Source organism: Formivibrio citricus, assembly GCF_900115065.1.
GTDB classification, from domain to species: domain Bacteria; phylum Pseudomonadota; class Gammaproteobacteria; order Burkholderiales; family Chitinibacteraceae; genus Formivibrio; species Formivibrio citricus.
Genome location: NZ_FOVE01000019.1, coordinates 17,301 through 36,409, shown reverse-complemented (window position 1 = coordinate 36,409; position 19,109 = coordinate 17,301). Strand labels below are relative to the sequence as shown.

At 62.5% G+C, this 19,109-nt stretch carries 20 protein-coding genes; 12 read left to right on the top strand and 8 right to left on the bottom strand.

The annotated features are described in order from the left end of the window. Nucleotides 1-12: 12 nt before the first annotated feature. The 4 genes from BMZ36_RS11925 to nudC all read right to left on the bottom strand — a co-directional run bounded on the left by BMZ36_RS11925 (nt 13) and on the right by nudC (nt 3,217). Nucleotides 13-999 (bottom strand): hypothetical protein, encoded by a 987-nt coding sequence (locus BMZ36_RS11925; protein WP_091196774.1) that lies wholly within the window; start codon nt 997-999, stop codon nt 13-15. Between the two features lie 93 nt (nt 1,000-1,092). After that, entirely contained in the window at nt 1,093-2,235 is a 1,143-nt protein-coding gene (locus BMZ36_RS11920; protein ID WP_091196771.1) for a MalY/PatB family protein, read from the bottom strand. Nucleotides 2,236-2,237: 2 nt separating this feature from the next. Then, complete coding sequence (locus BMZ36_RS14555; RefSeq protein WP_177187875.1) at nt 2,238-2,396, bottom strand: hypothetical protein; 159 nt, start codon at nt 2,394-2,396, stop codon at nt 2,238-2,240. A gap of 17 nt (nt 2,397-2,413) precedes the next feature. After that, on the bottom strand, nt 2,414-3,217 hold the full coding sequence (gene nudC, locus BMZ36_RS11915; protein ID WP_091196768.1) for an NAD(+) diphosphatase: 804 nt from the start codon (nt 3,215-3,217) through the stop codon (nt 2,414-2,416). 63 nt (nt 3,218-3,280) lie between these two features. On the opposite strand from nudC, the gene BMZ36_RS11910 reads away from it, so the two are divergent. The 4 genes from BMZ36_RS11910 to BMZ36_RS11895 all read left to right on the top strand — a co-directional run bounded on the left by BMZ36_RS11910 (nt 3,281) and on the right by BMZ36_RS11895 (nt 5,965). After that, entirely contained in the window at nt 3,281-3,997 is a 717-nt protein-coding gene (locus BMZ36_RS11910; protein WP_091196765.1) for a pseudouridine synthase, read from the top strand. Nucleotides 3,998-4,093: 96 nt separating this feature from the next. Beyond that, nucleotides 4,094-5,263, top strand: coding sequence for a radical SAM protein (locus BMZ36_RS11905; protein WP_091196763.1), 1,170 nt, complete (start codon nt 4,094-4,096; stop codon nt 5,261-5,263). 136 nt (nt 5,264-5,399) lie between these two features. Continuing rightward, nucleotides 5,400-5,693 carry a type II toxin-antitoxin system RelE/ParE family toxin gene (locus tag BMZ36_RS11900; RefSeq protein ID WP_091196843.1) on the top strand — a complete coding sequence of 98 codons (294 nt, stop codon included), beginning with the start codon at nt 5,400-5,402 and terminating at the stop codon, nt 5,691-5,693. Next, entirely contained in the window at nt 5,690-5,965 is a 276-nt protein-coding gene (locus BMZ36_RS11895; RefSeq protein ID WP_091196761.1) for a HigA family addiction module antitoxin, read from the top strand. Before BMZ36_RS11900 ends, BMZ36_RS11895 begins: the two co-directional genes overlap by 4 nt. 67 nt (nt 5,966-6,032) lie before the next feature. On the opposite strand, the gene BMZ36_RS11890 is transcribed toward BMZ36_RS11895, so the two are convergent. Continuing rightward, the gene (locus BMZ36_RS11890; RefSeq protein ID WP_091196759.1) at nt 6,033-6,980 is read right to left on the bottom strand and encodes a carbohydrate kinase family protein; all 948 of its coding nucleotides are present in this window, start codon (nt 6,978-6,980) and stop codon (nt 6,033-6,035) included. Between the two features lie 161 nt (nt 6,981-7,141). Between BMZ36_RS11890 and BMZ36_RS11885 the strand changes: the two genes are divergently transcribed. The 6 genes from BMZ36_RS11885 (at nt 7,142) to BMZ36_RS11865 (ending at nt 13,731) form a co-directional block, all read left to right on the top strand. Then, nucleotides 7,142-7,504, top strand: a complete 363-nt coding sequence (locus tag BMZ36_RS11885; protein ID WP_143086051.1) for a hypothetical protein — start codon at nt 7,142-7,144, stop codon at nt 7,502-7,504. A 128-nt stretch (nt 7,505-7,632) separates the two neighbouring features. Further along, nucleotides 7,633-9,453: an adenylate/guanylate cyclase domain-containing protein gene (locus BMZ36_RS11880; protein ID WP_091196756.1), complete on the top strand. Its 1,821-nt coding sequence runs from the start codon at nt 7,633-7,635 to the stop codon at nt 9,451-9,453. 77 nt (nt 9,454-9,530) lie between these two features. Continuing rightward, nucleotides 9,531-10,049, top strand: coding sequence for an SH3 domain-containing protein (locus tag BMZ36_RS14390; protein WP_143086050.1), 519 nt, complete (start codon nt 9,531-9,533; stop codon nt 10,047-10,049). Nucleotides 10,050-10,059: 10 nt separating this feature from the next. Further along, on the top strand, nt 10,060-10,941 hold the full coding sequence (locus tag BMZ36_RS11875; RefSeq protein ID WP_177187874.1) for a M48 family metalloprotease: 882 nt from the start codon (nt 10,060-10,062) through the stop codon (nt 10,939-10,941). A 316-nt stretch (nt 10,942-11,257) separates the two neighbouring features. Further along, complete coding sequence (pepP, locus tag BMZ36_RS11870) at nt 11,258-12,565, top strand: Xaa-Pro aminopeptidase (protein ID WP_091196838.1); 1,308 nt, start codon at nt 11,258-11,260, stop codon at nt 12,563-12,565. Beyond that, on the top strand, nt 12,562-13,731 hold the full coding sequence (locus BMZ36_RS11865) for an FAD-dependent monooxygenase (RefSeq protein ID WP_091196751.1): 1,170 nt from the start codon (nt 12,562-12,564) through the stop codon (nt 13,729-13,731). The genes pepP and BMZ36_RS11865 overlap by 4 nt, the downstream gene beginning before the upstream one ends. 123 nt (nt 13,732-13,854) lie before the next feature. On the opposite strand, the gene BMZ36_RS11860 is transcribed toward BMZ36_RS11865, so the two are convergent. The 3 genes from BMZ36_RS11860 to BMZ36_RS11850 form a co-directional block, all read right to left on the bottom strand. Beyond that, nucleotides 13,855-14,907: a hypothetical protein gene (locus BMZ36_RS11860; RefSeq protein WP_143086049.1), complete on the bottom strand. Its 1,053-nt coding sequence runs from the start codon at nt 14,905-14,907 to the stop codon at nt 13,855-13,857. Continuing rightward, nucleotides 14,900-15,331, bottom strand: coding sequence for a DNA polymerase III subunit chi (locus BMZ36_RS11855; protein WP_091196746.1), 432 nt, complete (start codon nt 15,329-15,331; stop codon nt 14,900-14,902). Before BMZ36_RS11855 ends, BMZ36_RS11860 begins: the two co-directional genes overlap by 8 nt. A 69-nt stretch (nt 15,332-15,400) precedes the next feature. Further along, a complete protein-coding gene (locus BMZ36_RS11850; RefSeq protein ID WP_091196744.1) occupies nt 15,401-16,873 on the bottom strand; it encodes a leucyl aminopeptidase in 1,473 nt (490 codons plus the stop codon). A gap of 74 nt (nt 16,874-16,947) precedes the next feature. Between BMZ36_RS11850 and lptF the strand changes: the two genes are divergently transcribed. Then, nucleotides 16,948-18,015 (top strand): LPS export ABC transporter permease LptF, encoded by a 1,068-nt coding sequence (lptF, locus tag BMZ36_RS11845; RefSeq protein WP_091196742.1) that lies wholly within the window; start codon nt 16,948-16,950, stop codon nt 18,013-18,015. Beyond that, nucleotides 18,012-19,097, top strand: coding sequence for an LPS export ABC transporter permease LptG (lptG, locus tag BMZ36_RS11840; protein ID WP_091196740.1), 1,086 nt, complete (start codon nt 18,012-18,014; stop codon nt 19,095-19,097). The genes lptF and lptG overlap by 4 nt, the downstream gene beginning before the upstream one ends. The last annotated feature ends 12 nt before the right edge of the window (nt 19,098-19,109 follow it).

The following is a 19,109-nucleotide window of genomic DNA, read 5'->3' as shown; positions in this document are numbered from 1 at the left end:
ACGAACAGCGCATCAAAACGCTGTCACACTGAAAATGCTGGGCTCCGCCCGGTCTTCTTCCGTCCGGACCAGCGCGCGGGGGATTTCCACCGGCAGCAAAACCCGCTGCACGGGCGCATCGGTGATCATCTCGATTTCAACCAGACGCACCCGGCGCGCACGCGCATCCCCCGGTCGCAACACGCCCAGCGAGTCGACATCAAGCTCGGTTTCGCAGAACCGCAACTGCCCGGCGGGATCGCGCAATGCCCCGCTCAGGATGGCCAGCTGCTTTTCGGCCTGCAACGCATCGCGCGTCACGGCCAGATCGCCGGTCAGCACATCCAGGCGTTTTTGGCGCTGGCGCTGCATGGCCGAGGCCGAAATCGGATCGGTGCTGCCGCCCAGGCGCAAGGCGATGCGCAAGGTGTTGATCTCGCTTTCGATCAGCGCCCGCTCCGCCTCCAGGCTCTGGATGCGTCGCGCCGCATGGTGCGCCAGTTCTTCCATGGCGCGCATCCGCGCCTGCCGGGCCAGTTCGCCCTCGGTGGCAACCGGCTCGCCCAAGCGGTGCTCACGCAAAACCAGTACTTGCTGCAATACATCCTGGCGCACGAAACCGTCTTTCTCTTCCATTCCGTAGCGGGAATGGATCTCGCGCGTCATGGCCAGCACGGCAAACGCGCGTTCGGCCAGCGGGTTCTGGACAAACCACTGGCGCACCGCTTCGCTCGCGGACACGATCTCCGCCATGCGCGTCGGGTTCGCGAACGCGATGCCAAGCAGCGGATCAGCGCGCCAGTTTTCGGTGGTCAGCACCACCGGACGCGGCAGCTTTTCCTCCAACGCATGTACGGCTTCGCCGGCATGGGCAACGACCGGCCCCAGCTTGTCCCGGTAACCGCTGACCATGCGGATGCGCGGACTGGCGATTTCCACCAATTGATCGATGAATTCCGGATCGACCGACTGAGATGCGTTTGGTTCACTTTTCCACAGTCGCTGCAAGAATTGCCACATGGGCGCCGCCATCCTTTCATTCAATCCTGACAGCATTTTGCCCGGCTATTGCGTTAACGCAAAGTCGGGCAGACAGGCGCTTGGCACCCGTTTTTATCTGGACAACAGAGCAGTCCTCATCCTTTTCAGCGCTTGGTCCAGCGTAGCGCGCGGGCACCCGAAATTCAGGCGTACGAAACCCGGCAGGCCGAAATCGGCGCCGTCGGACAAGCCGACACCGGCTTCTTCGAAAAAGCGTTGCGGCGATTCGATGCTGCTCTCGCGGCAATCGATCCAGGCGAGATACGTCGCCTGCGGGCGCGTGACCCTGAGGCCGGCCACGCCGTCGAGTGCTGCCACGACGCGGTCGCAGTTGCCGCGCAGGTAGGCAAGCAAGGCTTCCAGCCACTCGCCGCCATGGCGGAACGCCGCTTCGGTGGCGGTGTAACCCAGCGCGTTGACCTCCGGCATGATCCCGCGCATGGCGCGCTGGAAAGCCTGGCGCAACGCGGCATCCGGAATCACGGCCAACGAGCACGAAAGCCCCGGCAGGTTGTAGGTCTTGGACGGTGCCATCAGGGTGATGGCCCGCCGGCCGGCATCCTCGGAAACACAGGCAAAAGGCAGATGCCGCGCCCCCTCGTCGAGCAGCAGGTCGCAGTGGATTTCGTCGCTGACCACGGTAAGGTCGTACTGCCGGGCGAAGTCGGCCAGTTGCGTCAGCTCTTCGCGCCGCCAGATGCGCCCGACCGGATTATGCGGATGGCAAAGGATCAGCAGGCGGGTACGCGGCGTGATCGCCGCTTTCATGGCTGCAAAGTCGAACTGCCATTCGCCGGCTTGCTCGCACAGCGGCACCGCGACCAGTTCAAGCTGGTTCAGTCCCGGCGCGAACAGAAACGGCGGATAGACCGGGGTACAGGTCAGCGCCGCATCGCCGGGTTCGCCAACTGCGCGGCAGGCGAGGTTGATCCCCGGCACCAGCCCCGGCAGCCAGACAATCCATTCCGGTTGAATCGCCCAGCCGTAGCGCGCCTGCAAATACTCGACGACCGCCGCATTGGCGCTGGCCGGCGAGCGCGTGTAGCCGAAGATGCCATGGTCGATGCGTGCATGCAGCGCCTCGATCACGGCGGGCGGCGCAGCAAAATCCATGTCCGCGACCCAGAGCGGCAGCACGTCGCGGCCGGCGTATTTTTCCCATTTCAGGCTCGACGTGCCCTGCCGGGGAATTACGGCATCAAAATCAAAAAACATGTTCAATACCGCTCGCGCAGCTTGTTTTGGAGGACGAACATCAACAGCGTCGTCAGAATGCCCAGCGCAGCGACATCGCCCCGATCCATATAGAACGCAGCAGCGCCTACCAGCGCCGAAACAATGCCTTGCCACATGTAAAATTTCAGTTGAATCATCATGTTGTTTTCCCCCTTTTTTATCCCAGGAACGAGCGGATCAGATGGTAGCTGATGCTGCCCGGATGCGGCCATTCCTCGGGCCGCTCGCCCTTGCGGAACCAGCGCACGTCCTCGATCTCGCCCGGCTGCGGCGTGACTTCGCCATCGACGTAATCGGCATGGAATGCCAGCATCAACGAATTCGGGAACGGCCAGGTCTGGCTGCCGAACCAGCGCAGGTTGTTGACGCGAATCCCGACTTCTTCCATCACTTCGCGATGGATGCAGTCTTCGAGGCTCTCGCCCGGCTCGACGAACCCCGCCAGCGCGGTGTACATGCCCGGCTTGAAATGCGGCGAACGTGCGAGCAGCACTTCGTCGCCGCGATGCACCAGCACCATGATCGAGGGAGAAAGCCGCGGGCGCGCGCTTTGCTTGCAGTTCGGACACACCCGCGAGGCATTGTGGGCTGCCGGCACGGTCGGCGTTCCGCAGACGCCGCAGAAACGATGCTGGCGATCCCAGGCCAGCAGCACCCGCGCACGGGAAGCCACGGCAAACTGCGCTTCGCTGATCCGTCCCCAAACGAGGCGCAGATTGACCCGACTCAGCCCCTGCGGCAACTCCACCGTGGCCGGCCATGCCACCAGCCGGCATTGCTCCCCGGCCAGCTCGCCGATCAGGCAATCCGTGTCCGCTGCGGGCAACCCCGCCAGATCGGAGGCTCCGGGCAGGGCATCGGCCTCCGTCAGGATCAGGTCGTCGCCGACGAACGCAAAAACCAGCGGTGCATCCAGGGGCGGTGCGGAGGCATAAAGCGGGGTAAAATCATGAGAATGCATGGGTTTTCTCCTCGAGGGGACTCATCGTAACAAGTTACCCGCCATTATGCAGGATACAGTTTTGTGAAAAAAACCAGTTTAGATCGCATTCTCCAATCGCAGGGTTTTGGCAGCCGCAAGGGCTGTCGCGAACTGATCGAGGAGGGCGAAGTCAGTGTCGGCGGCGAGGTCGTGACCAACTGGCGAACCGAGTTCGATCCGGAAGGGCTGACCTTCACCGTGTTTGATGAAGAATGGGAATTCCGCGAACACGTCTACCTCGTGCTCAACAAGCCGGCCGGCTACGAATGCTCGCGCAAGCCTTCGAGCCATCCCGGAGTGCTGTCTCTGTTCCCGGAAAATTTCGAGTGGCGCGACGTGCAAACCGTGGGCCGGCTCGACCACGACACCACCGGTCTGTTGCTGCTCTCCGACGATGGCGCGTTCATCCACGCCCAATCCTCGCCCAAGCGCCACCAGCCCAAGACCTATGTTGCGACCACCGCCGAACCGGTCAGCGACAAGCTCGTTGCCGCGCTGCTGGCTGGCGTGAAGCTGCACGACGAACCCGCTCCGCTCGCCGCGCTGGCCTGCCGCAAACTCGACGACAACCGGATCGAGATCGTGCTCGACCAGGGCAAATACCACCAGGTCAAACGCATGCTCGCCGCCGCCGGGAACCACTGCGCCGCGCTGACCCGCAGCGCGATCGGCCCGGTGCAACTCGCGGACCTGAATCTCGAAGAAGGCGAATGGCGCTATCTGACCACCGAAGAGTTGGCATTGCTGGGCTGGGAATAACCCCAAAAAAACGCTTGCGGGTATAATGTGCGCCCCTTCCAGCGAAGGGGCCTTTTCAATTCAATTTCCTGGGTTTAGTGGAGGATTCTGGCCATCATGGCGGAAGTCATCACCCTTCACCGTGCAGTACCGCGCGGTGAACCATTTGCGCCGGTCATCCCCGGCCACAACAAGGTCGAGCTGCAGCTCTTCACCACGCTCAACTGCAACCTGAAATGCACCTACTGCTCTGCCGCCGTCGGCGACGTGCTGCATTCGCAGGGGCATGTCGAATACTCGCTGGAAGACCTCGACCGCTTCATTGAAACCCACCTCAAGGATTACGACGTTTACGTCACCTTCTACGGTGGCGAGCCGGTCATGAACCGCGAGTTCATGCAGGAAGTGATGCAGCGCCATCCGCAGTTCCGCTTCCAGTTGCAGACCAACGGCACGCTGATCGACAACCTGCCGGAACCGGTGCTGGGCAAGCTCTCCAACGTGCTGATCTCGGTCGATGGCGGAGAACACATCACCGACCATTTCCGCGGCAGGGGCGTGTACAGGCAGGTGGTGAAGAACCTCGGCAAGGTTCGCGGCTCGCTCGGCGGCAGCACCACCGCGCGCATGACCTGGAGCAGCCCGGATACCACTTTCGAGGAAATCGACAGCCTGCTGGAAAACTTCGACTACATCTACTGGCAGTTCATGCAGGCCGAAGGCGGCTACGACCCCGAAGGCATGGAGAAGAAGAAAGCTGTCCTGCGCCAACTCGTGGCCCGTTTCTTCCAGAGTACCGACGAGTTGTATCCCGTCATTCCGCTGATGGGCATCGTGCGCAACAAGGTGCGTCCGGACATCCTGGAACGCGAACACGGCGGCTACAGCCAGTGCCGCGTCTCCACGCACATCATCAACGTATTGCCGGACGGCCGCATCTTCCCCTGCCCGGACATGGCCTGGGCACCGGAGCTGCAACAGGGCGACCTGCGCGGCAACTGGTTGACCAAGAGCCCGCTGCAACCGCGCCCGGAAATGCCCTGCCACGATTGCAGCGCCTTCGGCTTCTGCCGCTACAACTGCATGAAGAACCTGTACCGCGGCTACATTCACGGCGACAACGACTACCGCGTCAACGTGGTCGAGCCGATCTGCGAGCTGGTGCGCTTCCTCGGCGAGGAAATCGACCGCCACAACCCGGCCGAGTGGTACGCCAAGGCCAGCGAAACCGTGCGAGCGGAAATCGAGTCGTGCCCGGTGTACGAGTACGTGGAAATCATGCCCTGAGAACAGGTTCTGAAACACGGGCTTGATCGGGCAACACCAAAACAAAACGGGCCGGCAGATGCTGGCCCGTTTTGTCATCGGAGATGCGCATTCCACGACCATTGTCATGTGCTACATGTGTCTATACACTATACACATGATCAAGAAGTTCTCTCACAAAGGCTTGGAAGCATTCTTCCGCACCGGGAGCAAGGCGGGCATCCGGCCCGATCATGCGGGAAAGTTGCGGATACTGCTGACCCAGCTGGATGTCGCGCTTGGGCCGGAGGACATGGCTGCGCCAGCCTGGTGCCTGCATCCGCTCAAGGGCGATCTGGCCGGGCATTGGTCGGTCACCGTGAATGGCAATTGGCGACTGACCTTCCGGTTTCTGGACGATGGCAATGTGGAACTGGTCGATTATCAGGATATCACTAGGAGGGCATCATGAGCCGCATGCACAACCCTGCCCATCCGGGCGAAGTATTGAAGGAATGGCTGGAAGGCGTCAGTGTGACAGACGCGGCAGCCAAGCTGGGGGTGACCCGCGCGCACCTGTCTCGCATCCTGAACGGGCATGCGGGCATCAGCGCGGATATGGCGTTGCGCCTTGCCGCCTGCCTAGGAACCAGCCCGGAAGTGTGGCTTGGAATGCAGCAAGCCTACGATCTGTGGCAAGCCGAACAAAAACCGCGCCCGAATGTGGAGCGACTGGCGGCGTAACTCGCCCAGTACTCAACAAAAATCCCCGGCCTGCAAACCGGGGATTTTGTTTTGGCCAACACAACCATCAGAGCGGCAAAGCCTCGCCAAACGCCGCCTGATATTGGGCCTGCAGCTCTTCGCGGGTAAACGCGTGGTTCTGCCCGCCGCGGCAGCCGATCTTGATCGCGCCGAGCAAGCTGGCCAGCCGGCCGGTGGTCGGCCAGTCCCAGCCCTGTGCCATGCCGTACAGCAGTCCGGCGCGATAGGTGTCACCACAGCCGGTCGGATCGACGATCTCGTCCACCTTGACGACCGGAATCTCGTGGCAAACCCCGTCGGCGTAAATGGAGGCGCCATCGCCGCCACGGGTCACAATCAGTGCTTTAACTTCAGCAGCCAGTTGTTCCAGCGTCAGGCCGGTGCGGCTGAGGATCAGTTGCGCCTCGTAATCGTTGACCGTGAGGTAATCCGCGAGCTTGATCAGGTGCAGCAGTTCCTCGCCCGAGAACATCGGCAAGCCTTGACCCGGATCGAAAATGAACGGGATACCGGCGGCGGCAAGCTGTTCGCAGTGGTCCTGCATGCCCTGCTTGCCGTCCGGCGTCACGATCGCAAGCTGCACCGGCACTTTCACGTCCGCAACCTGGTTGAAATGGGCAAACGACATCGCACCGGGGTGGAAGGCGGTGATCTGGTTGTCGTCCAGATCGGTGGTGATGAAGGCTTGACCGGTAAAGTGTTCCGGCAACTCGCGGATGTAGTCGCGCTTGATGCCAAGATCGTCGAGACGGGTGGCATAGGGTGCGAAATCGCTGCCGACCGTGGCCATGATGAGCGGATCGCCGCCCAGCAAACGGAAAGAATAAGCAATGTTGCCCGCGCAGCCGCCAAACTCGCGGCGCATTTCCGGAACGAGGAAAGACACGGACAAGGTATGGATCTGTTCGGGGAGAATGTGAGACTTGAACCGGTCGTGGAACACCATGATGGTGTCGTAGGCCATCGAACCGCAGATCAGAACGGAGGGGGTCATAGCTAACTCACTGATTGTATACGCGGCGGATTATAACGCCTATACCGATTTTCCACCCTTTTGAGGCAAGGCAAAGGATTGTGAGTTGCTTTCGGCAACCGGTCATTTCCTCTGCTAGCTGTGAATTGTACCTTGGCGCTCCGCGCGCGGAAGGAAGCTTTGTGCGGCCTTTTGAACAACGGGGACGGGTGCGTTTTGCAACTTTTTCAGGGATGGAAGTATCGATGGTAGCTACCTACAAAAAATACGCAGCATCTGCTGCCAATTTGGGGCATCAGGTTGCCGAGCAACCGAATTTGATCATTGATGGAAAAACTTATCCTGTAGCGGACCTGTCGCAGGAAATTCAGTCACTGCTCAAACTGTATCGGCACTGGGAGTCGGAAAGAAATGCGGCACAGCTTGAAGCAGACAAGTGCAATGCCGCCATGCAAACGGTCGAAAATGACATTGCCGCCCGTATCCGGACCATGGAAGCGTTGGGGGAAGTGCAGGGTGATGTCGCTTGCGAGGCCGCGGCCTGATTGCTGACCGATATTAGGATAGCCCACTTCGGCGCCGGCTTTGTCCGGCGTCGTTTTAGTTTGGGACACTGGACAAAAACAGCCAAAACCGCGAAATTGAAACGATACGAATACCGCCCCCCCATGAAATGACCTCCCTGCTGCGCAAACTGTCCTTTTTCTCCCTGTTCCTGCTGTTGGCCGGCCTTCTGGCTCTGGATTACGGCGGGCTGGGTTTTGGCAAGGCCGTCGACCAGCGCGCAGGCGATGCCCTGCTGAAGCTTCATGCCCAACACCGCCCGGCCTCATCCGATGTGGTTGTGATCGATATCGACCAGAAAAGCCTGGAAAACCTGAACGAGGTGGCCGGCAACTGGCCCTGGCCGCGCGCGATCCATGCCGAACTGGTGGAAGGCATTGCCCGCCAGAAGCCGCGCGCCATCGTTTTCGACATCTTCTTTAACGAGATCGACACCTTCCGCCTGGACAGCGAAGCCGCTTTTCGCGAGGCGGTGAAGGCGCACCCCGAAGTCTATTTGCCGATGGCCCTGCTCGGCGATGGCCTCGGCGCGCCGCTGGCCGATCTGCCTGCCATCCTGCAGCTGGAAAAAACCGGCCGAGCCGACCCCAAGGCGCGCGCGCCCTTGCTGCTTCCCCTGGTTTTGCCGCCCGAAACCTGGCGCGGCGGGCTCGTCAACTTCGACAAGGACAGCGACGGCGTGGGGCGCCATTACCTGATGCGAGCTGAAAAGTCCGGCTGGATCATGCCTTCGCTGCCCGCCCGGCTGGCGCATGATTTCGGCTGGCCGCCCCCGGAAGGACGGCGCTTCATGCTCAACTGGCAAAGCAAGCGCCAACACATCAGTTATGCCGATCTGTATCTGGATTTCAACAAACAACAACCGCAACGTCCGCAAAATGAATTTACCGACAAGATCGTGATCATCGGTGCTGCCGCGCCGGGACTGTGGGATTTGCGGCCCACGCCGGTCGCAAAGCTCTACCCCGGCGTTGACATTCTGGCCACCGCCATCGACAACCTGAAACATGGCGACTGGCTGGAAGCGCCGCCGCGCCGGCATTTCGCCCCGCTCGGCATTGCGCTGATGCTTCTGGTCTGGCTGGGCTTCCGGCGCCGCATCAACACCCTGTGGCTGGCCGGAGGGCTGCTGCTGGTTTCGGCGGGCATGCTGGCCGTGCAATGGCAGGGATTGGCCCTGCGCCAGTTCTGGCCGCTGGCTGGTTCGCTGGCTTGGGCCTGGGGCTATTACTGGCTGGGCGCGCTGCTCGCCTATCTCGAAGAAAAGGCGCGCGGTGCGCAGGCCGTGGCCATGTTCGGCCGCTTTCTCGATGCGCGCGTGGTCAAGGATCTGGTGGAAAGCGGACGAATCGATCCCGAGCAACACGCCGAATCGCGCGAAATCACGGTGCTGTTTTCCGATATTCGCGGTTTTACCACCCTGTCGGAAACGCATTCCCCGGAATACATTGTCAACCTGCTGAACCGTTATTTCACCCGGCAGGTCGAAGTAATATTCCGCCACGGCGGCACGCTCGACAAATTCATCGGCGATGCGATCATGGCTTTCTGGGGCGCGCCGGTGCACGACCCGGACCACGCCCGTCATGCCGTGGCCGCAGCACTGGAAATGGCGCAGGTGCTCGAAGACTTCCGCCGCGAAATTCCGGAATTGGGCGAGCATTTCGACGTCGGCATCGGCATCCATACCGGACCGGCGGTTGTCGGATTCATCGGCTCGCAGGCACGTCTGGACTACACTGTAATCGGCGATACGGTGAACCTCGCTTCCCGCATCGAGGGGCTGACCAAGGGCGTTTCGCGCATCCTGGTATCCGATTCGACCCGGGCGGCCTCTGCCAACGCTTTCGAATTCATTGATCACGGCAGCTACACGGTCAAGGGCCGCGAGCAAGCCGTGGCGCTTTTTGAACCCCAAGGGAAGCACTGAACAAGTCGCAAGAGGGCGCGACGCAGCCATGCGTCTTCGCAGCAATTGTTCAGCGTTTCCCGAATCCAGGAGGATGCATGATGCACAAGCTCTTGCCTTTGTTGCTTTTTTCCAGCGCGCTCGCGCTGGCCGAACCCGGCAGCGTTACCCGCGCCACCGATCTCAAGGAAAAACCTTTCCTGGACTCGGCCACCATCGCCAGAATCGCCGCCGACAGCAAGGTCGACATCCAGTCCCGTCAGGGCGCTTGGGCGCAGGTCCGGACCGGAGAGGGGAAATCCGGATGGCTCAAGGTACTCAATTTGCGCAGCATGGCCAGCAGTAACGGCACAGGGCTGGGCGGCGTAGGCCAACTGCTCAACGTGGCACGCACCGGGTCCTCGGGCAGCACCGTCACGACCGGCGTCAAGGGGCTGTCTGCCGAACAGATCAAGAATGCCCGCCCCAGCCCGCAGGAAGTGGATCGGCTGAAGAGTTATGGCGTCAATGCGCAGGAGGCGCAACGCTTTGCCAAGACAAGCCAACTGCAACCGCAGAAAGTCGCCGCAATCGAGGTCTCCGCCAGCACCTCCCAACCCCAAAAAACCAGTGATTGAGGAGACGACCATGAAAAAATTCCTTATCGCACTGGCCTTCGGTGCAAGTATCAGCAATCCGGCGCTGGCATTCGGCTTGGGCGACCTGCTGGGCGGGGGCGGCAGTGGCAGCGGCGGCGGGCTCGACTTGGGCAAGGTCGTCAAAGCCGTCAGCAGCGCCGGCGAAGCGCTGAAGGACTACACCCCGGAACAGGAAGACGCCATCGGCCGGCGCGTCATGGCCGATCTTCTAGGTGCGGCACCGCTCGTCAACAATCCCGGCATGCAGCGCTATGTGAACCAGATCGGTTTATGGGTGGCGCTGCAATCGGAACGACCCAACCTGCCGTGGCGTTTCGGCGTGACCGACGATTTGCATGTCAACAGTTTTGCCGCACCGGGCGGTTACATCCTGATCACCCGGGGGCTTTACGACCGGCTCCATTCGGAAGCCGAGCTTGCCAGCGTGTTGGCGCACGAGATCGCCCATGTGGTCAAAGGCCACCAGATCCGCGCGATGAAATCAGCCAAGGGCGGCGAATTCCTTTCCACCACGGCCAAGATCGTCGCCGAATCGCGCGGTCGCAGCGAAGCCAATTACGCGGCCAATGCCTTCTCCGGGGGAACGGAAATCTTTGTGCGCGGCATGGACAAGAACGACGAATTCGAGGCCGACGTCTACGGCATGGTGCTGGCCGCGCGCGCCGGCTACAACCCGTTCGCCCTGCCTGCGGTGCTGACGACCATCGGGAACATCAATCCCAAGGATGATGCGGTGGGGCTTTTGTTCAGCACCCACCCCAGCCCGCGCGAACGGCTGGACAAGATAGAGGAAAGCGTCGGCGACAAGCTGGATCAGTATGCCAACGGGGTGGACAACACGCCGGTTTTCCGGCGTATTCACGCGCGCTGAACGATATCGCGGCTTCATGCAAACGCAGGCACAGGCCGCGACCCAGTTTCTTCAGCGCCTGCGGCGCAGTGTTTAAGTGCCGTTTCCGCACGGCAGGCAGGTTGGGGACTTTGTCTCGGCAAAGCCCCCAACACCCCCAAGCCGCCCCCGCCTTGCGGCCCTCCGGGCTACCCTCGGTCGGTCGCGAGCCTCTGGTCTCGCTCCACTTCCTCGGCGCTGGCCAAGGGGCAGGTAAACCCGCGGTCATTGCAAGGGTTGTGGGAGCGGATGTAATCCGCGAAGGTATAATCACCGCAAACCGTTCATGGAAAGCCGTATGTCGCATCCCCCTTCATTCGCCGAGCGCCGCCAGCGACTGGCCAGCCGGCTCCGCCCCGGCGTGGTGATCCTGCCGACCAATCCGGAAATGGCGCGCAATGCGGATTCCTCCTATCCCTACCGTTTCGATTCCAGTTTTTTCTACCTGACCGGTTTTCGCGAACCGGAAGCGGTGTTCGTGCAGGTAATCGGCGAGGGCAAGGTGGAAAACCTGCTGTTCTGCCGCGAAAAGAACGAGGAGCGCGAGATCTGGGACGGCTACCGCTACGGGCCGGCCGCCGCGGCGGAAAAGTTCGGTTTCGATGCGGCTTTCCCGATTGATGAACTCGACGCGAAGCTCGCCGAACTGCTGCAAAACCAGCCGCGCATCTATTTCCCGTTCGGCAAGGATGCGGGCTGGGATCGGCGACTGGCGGGCTGGCTCGATGCCGTGCGCGCCCAGGTCCGCAACGGCATCCGCGCCCCCAACGAAATTGTCGACATCCGCAACACGCTGCACGAGATGCGCCTTTACAAGGATGCCCACGAGATCGCACTGCTGCGCCATGCCGGGCGCATCAACGCCACCGCACACATCCGCGCCATGCGCGCCGCCAGGCCGGGTCTCGTCGAATACGAAATCGAAGCCGAATTCCTGCACGAATTCTGCCGCCACGGCAGCCGCTTTCCGGCCTACGGCAGCATCGTGGCTTCCGGCGCAAACGCCTGCGTGCTGCATTACGTGGAAAACGACCGCCGCATGCAGGACGGCGACCTGTTGCTGATCGATGCCGGCTGCGAGCTCGACGGCTACGCCAGCGACATCACGCGCACTTTCCCGGTCAACGGCCGGTTCAGCAGCCCGCAACGGGACGTCTACGAAATCACGCTCGCGGCGCATCAGGCTGCGTTCGATCTCGCCAAGCCGGGTACGGCCTGGCACGAAATCCACGATGCGGCGACGAAAGTGCTGGCACAGGGCATGCTCGATCTGGGGTTGTTGCAGGGCACGCTCGACGCGGTGCTCGAATCGGGCAGCTACAAGCAGTTCTACATGCACCGTACCGGCCACTGGCTGGGGCTCGACGTGCATGACGTGGGCGAATACAAGGTCGGCGACGACTGGCGCAAACTGGAACCGGGCATGGTGTTCACCATCGAGCCGGGCTTCTACATCCGTCCGGCAGCGAATGTGCCGAAGCATCTGGAGAACATCGGCATCCGCATCGAGGACGACGTGCTGGTCACCACCGACGGCCACGAAAACCTCACCGCGCTGTGCCCGCGCAGCGTGGCGGATATCGAAACCGTGATGGCGGCCAAATGAGAACACCGAACCTGCCCCTTCATGTCGACGTGCTGATCGTGGGCGGCGGCCCGGTCGGCGCCTTGCTGGCCCAACGACTGGCAAAGACGCAACTCTCGGTGCTGGTCGCCGAAGCCCGCACCGAACCCGCCGACGATCCGCGCGCGCTGGCGCTTTCGTGGAGCAGCCGACAGATCCTCGGCGAGGCCGGGCTTTGGGATGCCGGCCTGCAGCCTACCGCCATCGAGCGCGTGCATGTCTCGCAGCAAGGCACGCTGGGGCGGGTCGAACTCGCCGCCGAAGAAATCGGCTTGCCCGAACTCGGCTGCGTCGTGCCCTATGCAAAGCTGGCTGGTTTGGCGCGGGAGCGGCTGGCCACGACTCCGGGGCTGCTTGCACCCGGAACGGAAGTCGCCGCGCTGGATTTGCTCGACGGTTACGCCGTCGCCACGCTGCGGCAGGCGGAGTTCGAGCATACGCTCACGGCCCGCCTCGTGGTGCTCGCCGATGGCGGCGGGCTGGCCGCGACTCTTCCCGGTCTTGCCCCCCGCTGCAAGCCCTACCGCCAGCACGCGCTGCTGGCGATGCTCACTCCGGAAGCCGCCCATCGCAACACCGCGTGGGAGCGCTTTGCCACCGACGGACCGCTGGCGCTGCTGCCCTGCGGCGAGCAACTGGCGCTGGTCTGGGCGCAGGAGCCGGAGCAGGCCGAGCGCCGGCTGGCACTCGGCGACGCGGATTTCCTCTCCGAACTCAATACCCGGCTTGGCCAGCGTACGCCGAAAATGACGGCGGTGGGCCCGCGTACGAGCTTTGCACTGGCGCTGAAAACCGTGGACAACGTGACGGGGAAACGGCTGGTCATGATCGGTAACGCTGCGCAGACACTGCATCCGATTGCTGGACAGGGACTGAATCTGGGATTGCGCGATGCCGACACGCTCGCGCAGTTGCTGGCGAACAGCCCGCGCGCCGAACTGGGCTCCCCGGCCCAGCTTGCCCGCTACACCCACCTGCGCCACCGCGATGCGGACCTCGTCACCGGCTTCACCGACGGCCTTGTCGAGCTGTTCCGCCCCGACTTCGCCCCACTCAGGCATGCGCGCAGCCTCGGCCTGCTGGCGCTGGACCTCATCGGCCCGGCACGACGGGAGTTGGCCCAAATGATGGTTTTCGGATTGCGATGAGATTCGGCTCCGCCCTTGGGGAGAGGCCATAAACAGCGCGCTTAGAAGCGCTTTCGCCACCCATGGCAGAATGGTACGACACAGGAGTTGTGTTATACGGAAGGGGAGGCTGCTGCGGAACGACTACTCCGCCACCCCTTTCCGCCGCAACTCATCCTGCACCAGATCGGCGATACGCGGCGCCAGGCACATTTCCATGTCGCGGCTGATTTCTTCGGTGACCTTGCGCAACGCTTCGCCATAGAAGCTGTTCATCATGCTGGTGAAATGCTGACGCGTGAGCTGGGCGACTTCGGTGGAGATGTCCACGGCGATCTGGGCCGCCACGCTGGCCGTGATTTCAGCCACGGCTGCGTCATCGAGTTTCAGCGGCTGCGCGGCATGCGCGACGGCGGCAACGGGTTCGGGCTCCGCGGCATCCAGCGTCAGGATTTGCGGCGCTGGTGCTTCCGGCAGTTCGGTCAAGGTCAGCTCTTCTTCGGCAGGCTCTGCGGACTGCAGCGAAGTCATCGCCGGGCGTTCCGCCACCTCCTCCAACCGGGCGGCCGGTTCGGCGGGCAGGCTGATTTCAAGCTCGGGGGCTGCAAAGCTGTCCTCGCCCAGTTCCATGACCGTGACCGGCTCAGGCGCAAAACCAATCGAAGGCACCTGCGGCACCGTCTCGTCGGGGCAGGGCGCTTCGACAGCAGAAGCCGGCTCGGCAGCTGGTTCGGCGATTGTTTGCAGGGGGGGAGTCACCTCATCCGGCCAGTCTCCGCCTTCAAGCACTTCAAACGCCGGCAATTCGATCTCTTCAATTTCCACGGCTGGAATGACTGCCGGGGCGGCGGCGGGAGGCGGTTCGTCAACGTCCAGATCGAGCAGGGGCAGATCGAGAAATTGCACCGCAGGCGGCTCGGAGCGGGGAGGCGTTGCCGCAACAGGCGCGGGAGCAGGTTGCGCGGGCGGCGGGGGGGAGCAAAATTCGCTTGGGTCGAACATCAATCCGTCGTGTGAGAACTCTTCCGTCAGCACCGGAATATGATCCACTTCAAGATCGAATTCGATCGCCTCCTCGGTCAGGACGGGGATGCCGTTGGCCGAGTCGGAGCCACCCCGGTGCTTGCGCATCAGGGCATCCATCTTGTCGAACAAAGGGCTTGCGCCTGTAGCCGCGGAATTTCTGCTTTCAGCCATTGCGTGCCAACTCCTGCATGTCGATGGCGCGCGGCTCATGCCCCTGCGCCTGATAGGCCCGCCAGCGCTCACGCGCGGCAGCTCGCAATTCTTCGTCGGTATCGACGATCTCGATCAAGCGCTCGTAACGCTCCAGGCCGCCGGCAACCCGGTCTGTCCAGTTGAACAGGATGGATCGCGCCGGCAGCTTTTCCGGTCGGTGGTCGATGATAACCGGAGTCTGCGCGGCGCGCGGATCATCCGCGCCGCAATGCGGCATGAAACCGTGCTGCGGGATTTCCCACAGCAGCCGGTCCAGCACCGTGCTGGCGGCGGCGCTTTCCGTCAGGATCGCAATTTCCAGCCCTTGCGCGAGCGCCTTGCCGACCAGTTGGCACAGCGCCTGCTCGCGGTTTTTGACGTTGAAATAGAAGGTGATCTGCATTTATGTGTGAGGAGGAAGGGGTAAGGCGTGAGGGGTTATCCCCGCACCTCGCTCCTCACTCCTGATTCCTCACTTTTTCTTCGCACGCTTGGTCAGAAATTCGACCAGCAGCGGCACCGGGCGGCCCGTCGCGCCCTTGGCTGCGCCGGATTTCCAAGCCGTACCCGCGATATCCAGATGCGCCCAGCGATATTTTTCGGCGAACCGCGACAGGAAACACGCCGCAGTGATCGCACCGGCCGGGCGGCCGCCGATGTTGGCCATGTCGGCAAAGTTCGATTTGAGCTGTTCCTGGTATTCCTCGAACAGCGGCAGGCGCCAGGTCAAGTCGCCGGATTTATCCGCAGCCGCGAGCAACTCGTCGGCCAGCTCGTCGTCGTTGGCGAACAGGCCATTGGTCACGTGGCCGAGCGCAATCACGCAGGCACCGGTGAGCGTGGCAAGGTCAACGACCACTTCCGGTTCGAAGCGCGCGGTATAGGTCAGCGCATCGCACAGGATCAGCCGGCCTTCGGCATCGGTATTGAGGATTTCGACGGTCTGGCCGTCCATGGTGGCAATCACATCGCCCGGTTTGTTGGCGCGACCGGACGGCATGTTCTCGCAGGCCGGGATCACGCCGACCACGTTGACCGGCAGGCCCAGCTCGGCGATGGCGCGGAAGGTGCCGAGCACGGCGGCACCGCCGCACATGTCGTACTTCATCTCGTCCATGCCTTCGCCCGGCTTGAGCGAAATGCCGCCGGCATCGAAGGTCAGCCCCTTGCCGACCAACGCCACCGGCTTGCCTTTGCCGCCCTTGTATTCGAGAACGATCAGGCGCGGCGGAACGTCGCTGCCCTTGGCGACCGACAGGAACGAAGTCATTCCTTGCGAGGCGATGGCCTGTTCGTCCAGCACCTGGCACTTGAAGCCGAATTCGCGCGCCATCGATTCGGCGGCTTCTGCGAGGTGGAGCGGCGTGCACAGGTTACCCGGCAGGTTGCCCAGATCGCGAGCGAAATTGACGCCATGACCGACCGCCAGCCCCTTGGCCAGAGCGGCCTCGACCTTGGCAACGTCGTCCTTCTTGCCCAAGGCCAACGTGACATGCAAAAGCTTGCAGGCAGGTTCCGGCTTCTTCTTGAGCCGGTCGAAACGATAGCCTTCCGTGACCAGCGCTTGGGCAAAATCGCCCGCTGCGGCTTCGGCATCGACCTTTTTCAGCCCGTCCAGACACAGCGCAACGCTCGCAGCATTGGCGCCAAGCGCAGCCTTGGCCGCTGCACGCAGCGTATCGCGCACCGTTTTGACCTTGAATTCCTTTTCCTTGCCGAACTGGAGCAGCAGAATCTTTTTGGCCAGCGTCGCCGACACGGGTACCAGCAGGGTGCTGCCGGCCTTCGCTGCGAGATCGCCCTCGGCAACCAGCCGTCCGATCAATCCGCCCAGCGCCGCATCCACTTCGGCGGTCGCTGCAGGCAGCTTCTCGCCTGCCACCGGCAAAACGAGGCACTCAGCGCCGGTATCGCAAGGGGAAAGCGGTTTTATGGTAAATTCCACGTCTTGAACTCCTGGCTCGTTTGATCGAACGATTATTTCCCAGCCCCTGACACAAGTCAAAAGCAAACATCGACATGATTTTCCGCAGAAGCCTCGTCCACGAAATGAACTGGTTCGCCAGCGGGCTGTTCGTGGTACTGCTCCTGGTCGTCATGACTTCGCAGATCGTGCGCCTGCTGGGCGAAGCGGCCATCGGCGCGCTGGCTTCCGGCGCGGTCTGGACCGTCATGGGTTTTGCCGCCGTGCGCTACCTGCCCATCCTGTTCTGCCTGATGCTGTTCATCACCGTGCTGACCACGATCACCCGCCTGTGGCGCGATTCGGAAATGGTGATCTGGTTCGCCAGCGGGCGCTCGATCCACGACTTTCTCGATCCGGTGCTGCGCTTTGCCGTGCCGGTGGTCATTTTTACCGCGATCCTGTCGCTGTTCGTTTCGCCGTGGTCGATGCAGAAAAGCCGCGAATACCGCGAACACATGCTGCGCCAGCAGGAAACCACCCAGATCGCCCCCGGCGTGTTCCGCGAAACCAAAGGCGCGGACCGCGTGTATTTCGTCGAGAATTTTTCCACCGACACCCAGGAAGGCAACAACGTCTTCGTGCAGATCCGCCGCAACGACAAGATCGCCGTCATCACCGCCAAACGCGGCGGCATGATCGTCGACGAGACCGGCGCGCGCTGGCTTTCGCTCGACGGCGGGCGCGCCGTCGAAGGCACGCCCGGATCGGCCGCCTACGACACGATGGAATTCGCCAAGGGCCGTGTACGGCTGGATTCGCCGCAGAAAGCCGCCGTTGACCCCGCCACGCAGGCGCTGCCGACGCTCACGCTGCTGAAAAGCGACAAACCGCACCACCAAGCCGAACTCGCCTGGCGCATCGCGCTGCCGGTTTCCGCGCTGATCCTGAGCATCCTCGCGCTGCCGCTCGCGTTCTACAACGTACGCGGCGGGCGCACCTTCAACCTGCTGTTCGCGCTGGCGCTGGCCTTCCTCTATTACAACTGCATCAACATCGCCCAGGCCTGGATCGGCGCCGGCAAGCTGCCCGCGCTCATCGGCATGTGGCCGCTGCATGCCGCTTTTGCCGGGCTGGCCGCCTTCCTGATGCACCGGCGCGCGCAGATGGGAGCGAAGCGATGATCAAGCTCCTGCTACGCTACCTCGCCGCGGAAATCGCGCTCTGCACCGGCTTCGCCCTGCTGGCCTTCACCGGCCTCTTTGTCTTCTTCGATCTCCTGGGCGACCTCGGCAACATCGGCAAGGGCGCTTACCGCTTCATCGACGTGGTGATCTACGTGCTGTTCTCAATGCCCGGCCACGTTTACGAACTGCTGCCCGTCGCCACGCTGATCGGCGGCATCTTCGCGATTTCCACGCTCGCGGCTAACTCCGAACTCACCGTGATGCGCGCCTCCGGCGTGTCGATCCTGCGCCTGACCGGCTGGCTGGCCAGCATCGGCGTGGTCTTCGCGCTGCTGACCGCCGTGATCGGCGAATACATCGGCCCGGCCGCATCCAAGGCGGGCAACCGCTACCGCGTGCAGGCCACCAAGGAAGTGCTCGTCGGTGATTTCCAGTCCGGGATCTGGGTCAAGGACGGCAAGCAGATCGCCAACATCTCGGCGATGAATCCGGACATGACGCTCGACAAGCTGCGCATCTACGAATTTGCCGAGAGCCAGCGGCTGGCGCGCATCATCGACGCCCGCGGCGCGCAGTTCGACGAAGCCCGCCGCGACTGGGCGCTGCGCGGCAGCACCGTAACCGATTTCCCCGCCGACCAGACGCGCGTTGCGGTCAGCGCCGTGGACGAACTGCACTGGAAAACCTCGGTCAACCCGGACATGCTGGCCGTGCTGATGGTCAAGCCGCAGGACATGTCGATGCGCGCGCTGGCGCGCTACATCGGCCACCTGCGCGACAACGCGCAGGACACCGCGCGCTACGAACTCGCGCTGTGGACCAAGATCTTCTACCCCGTCGCCTGCATCTCGATGATGCTGATCGCCCTGCCTTTCGCCCTCTTGCAGCGGCGCAGCGGCAATGTCGGCATCCGCGTCTTCCTCGGCATCCTGCTCGGCGTCGGCTTCAACTTCCTCAGCCAGGTCATGGGCCACCTGGGCGCGCTCTACCGCCTGCCGCCGCCACTGGCTGCGGGACTACCCACGCTGCTATTGATCTCGCTCGCCGCCGTTGTGCTGTGGCGACAGGAAAAACAATAAAAGGACGCGCTT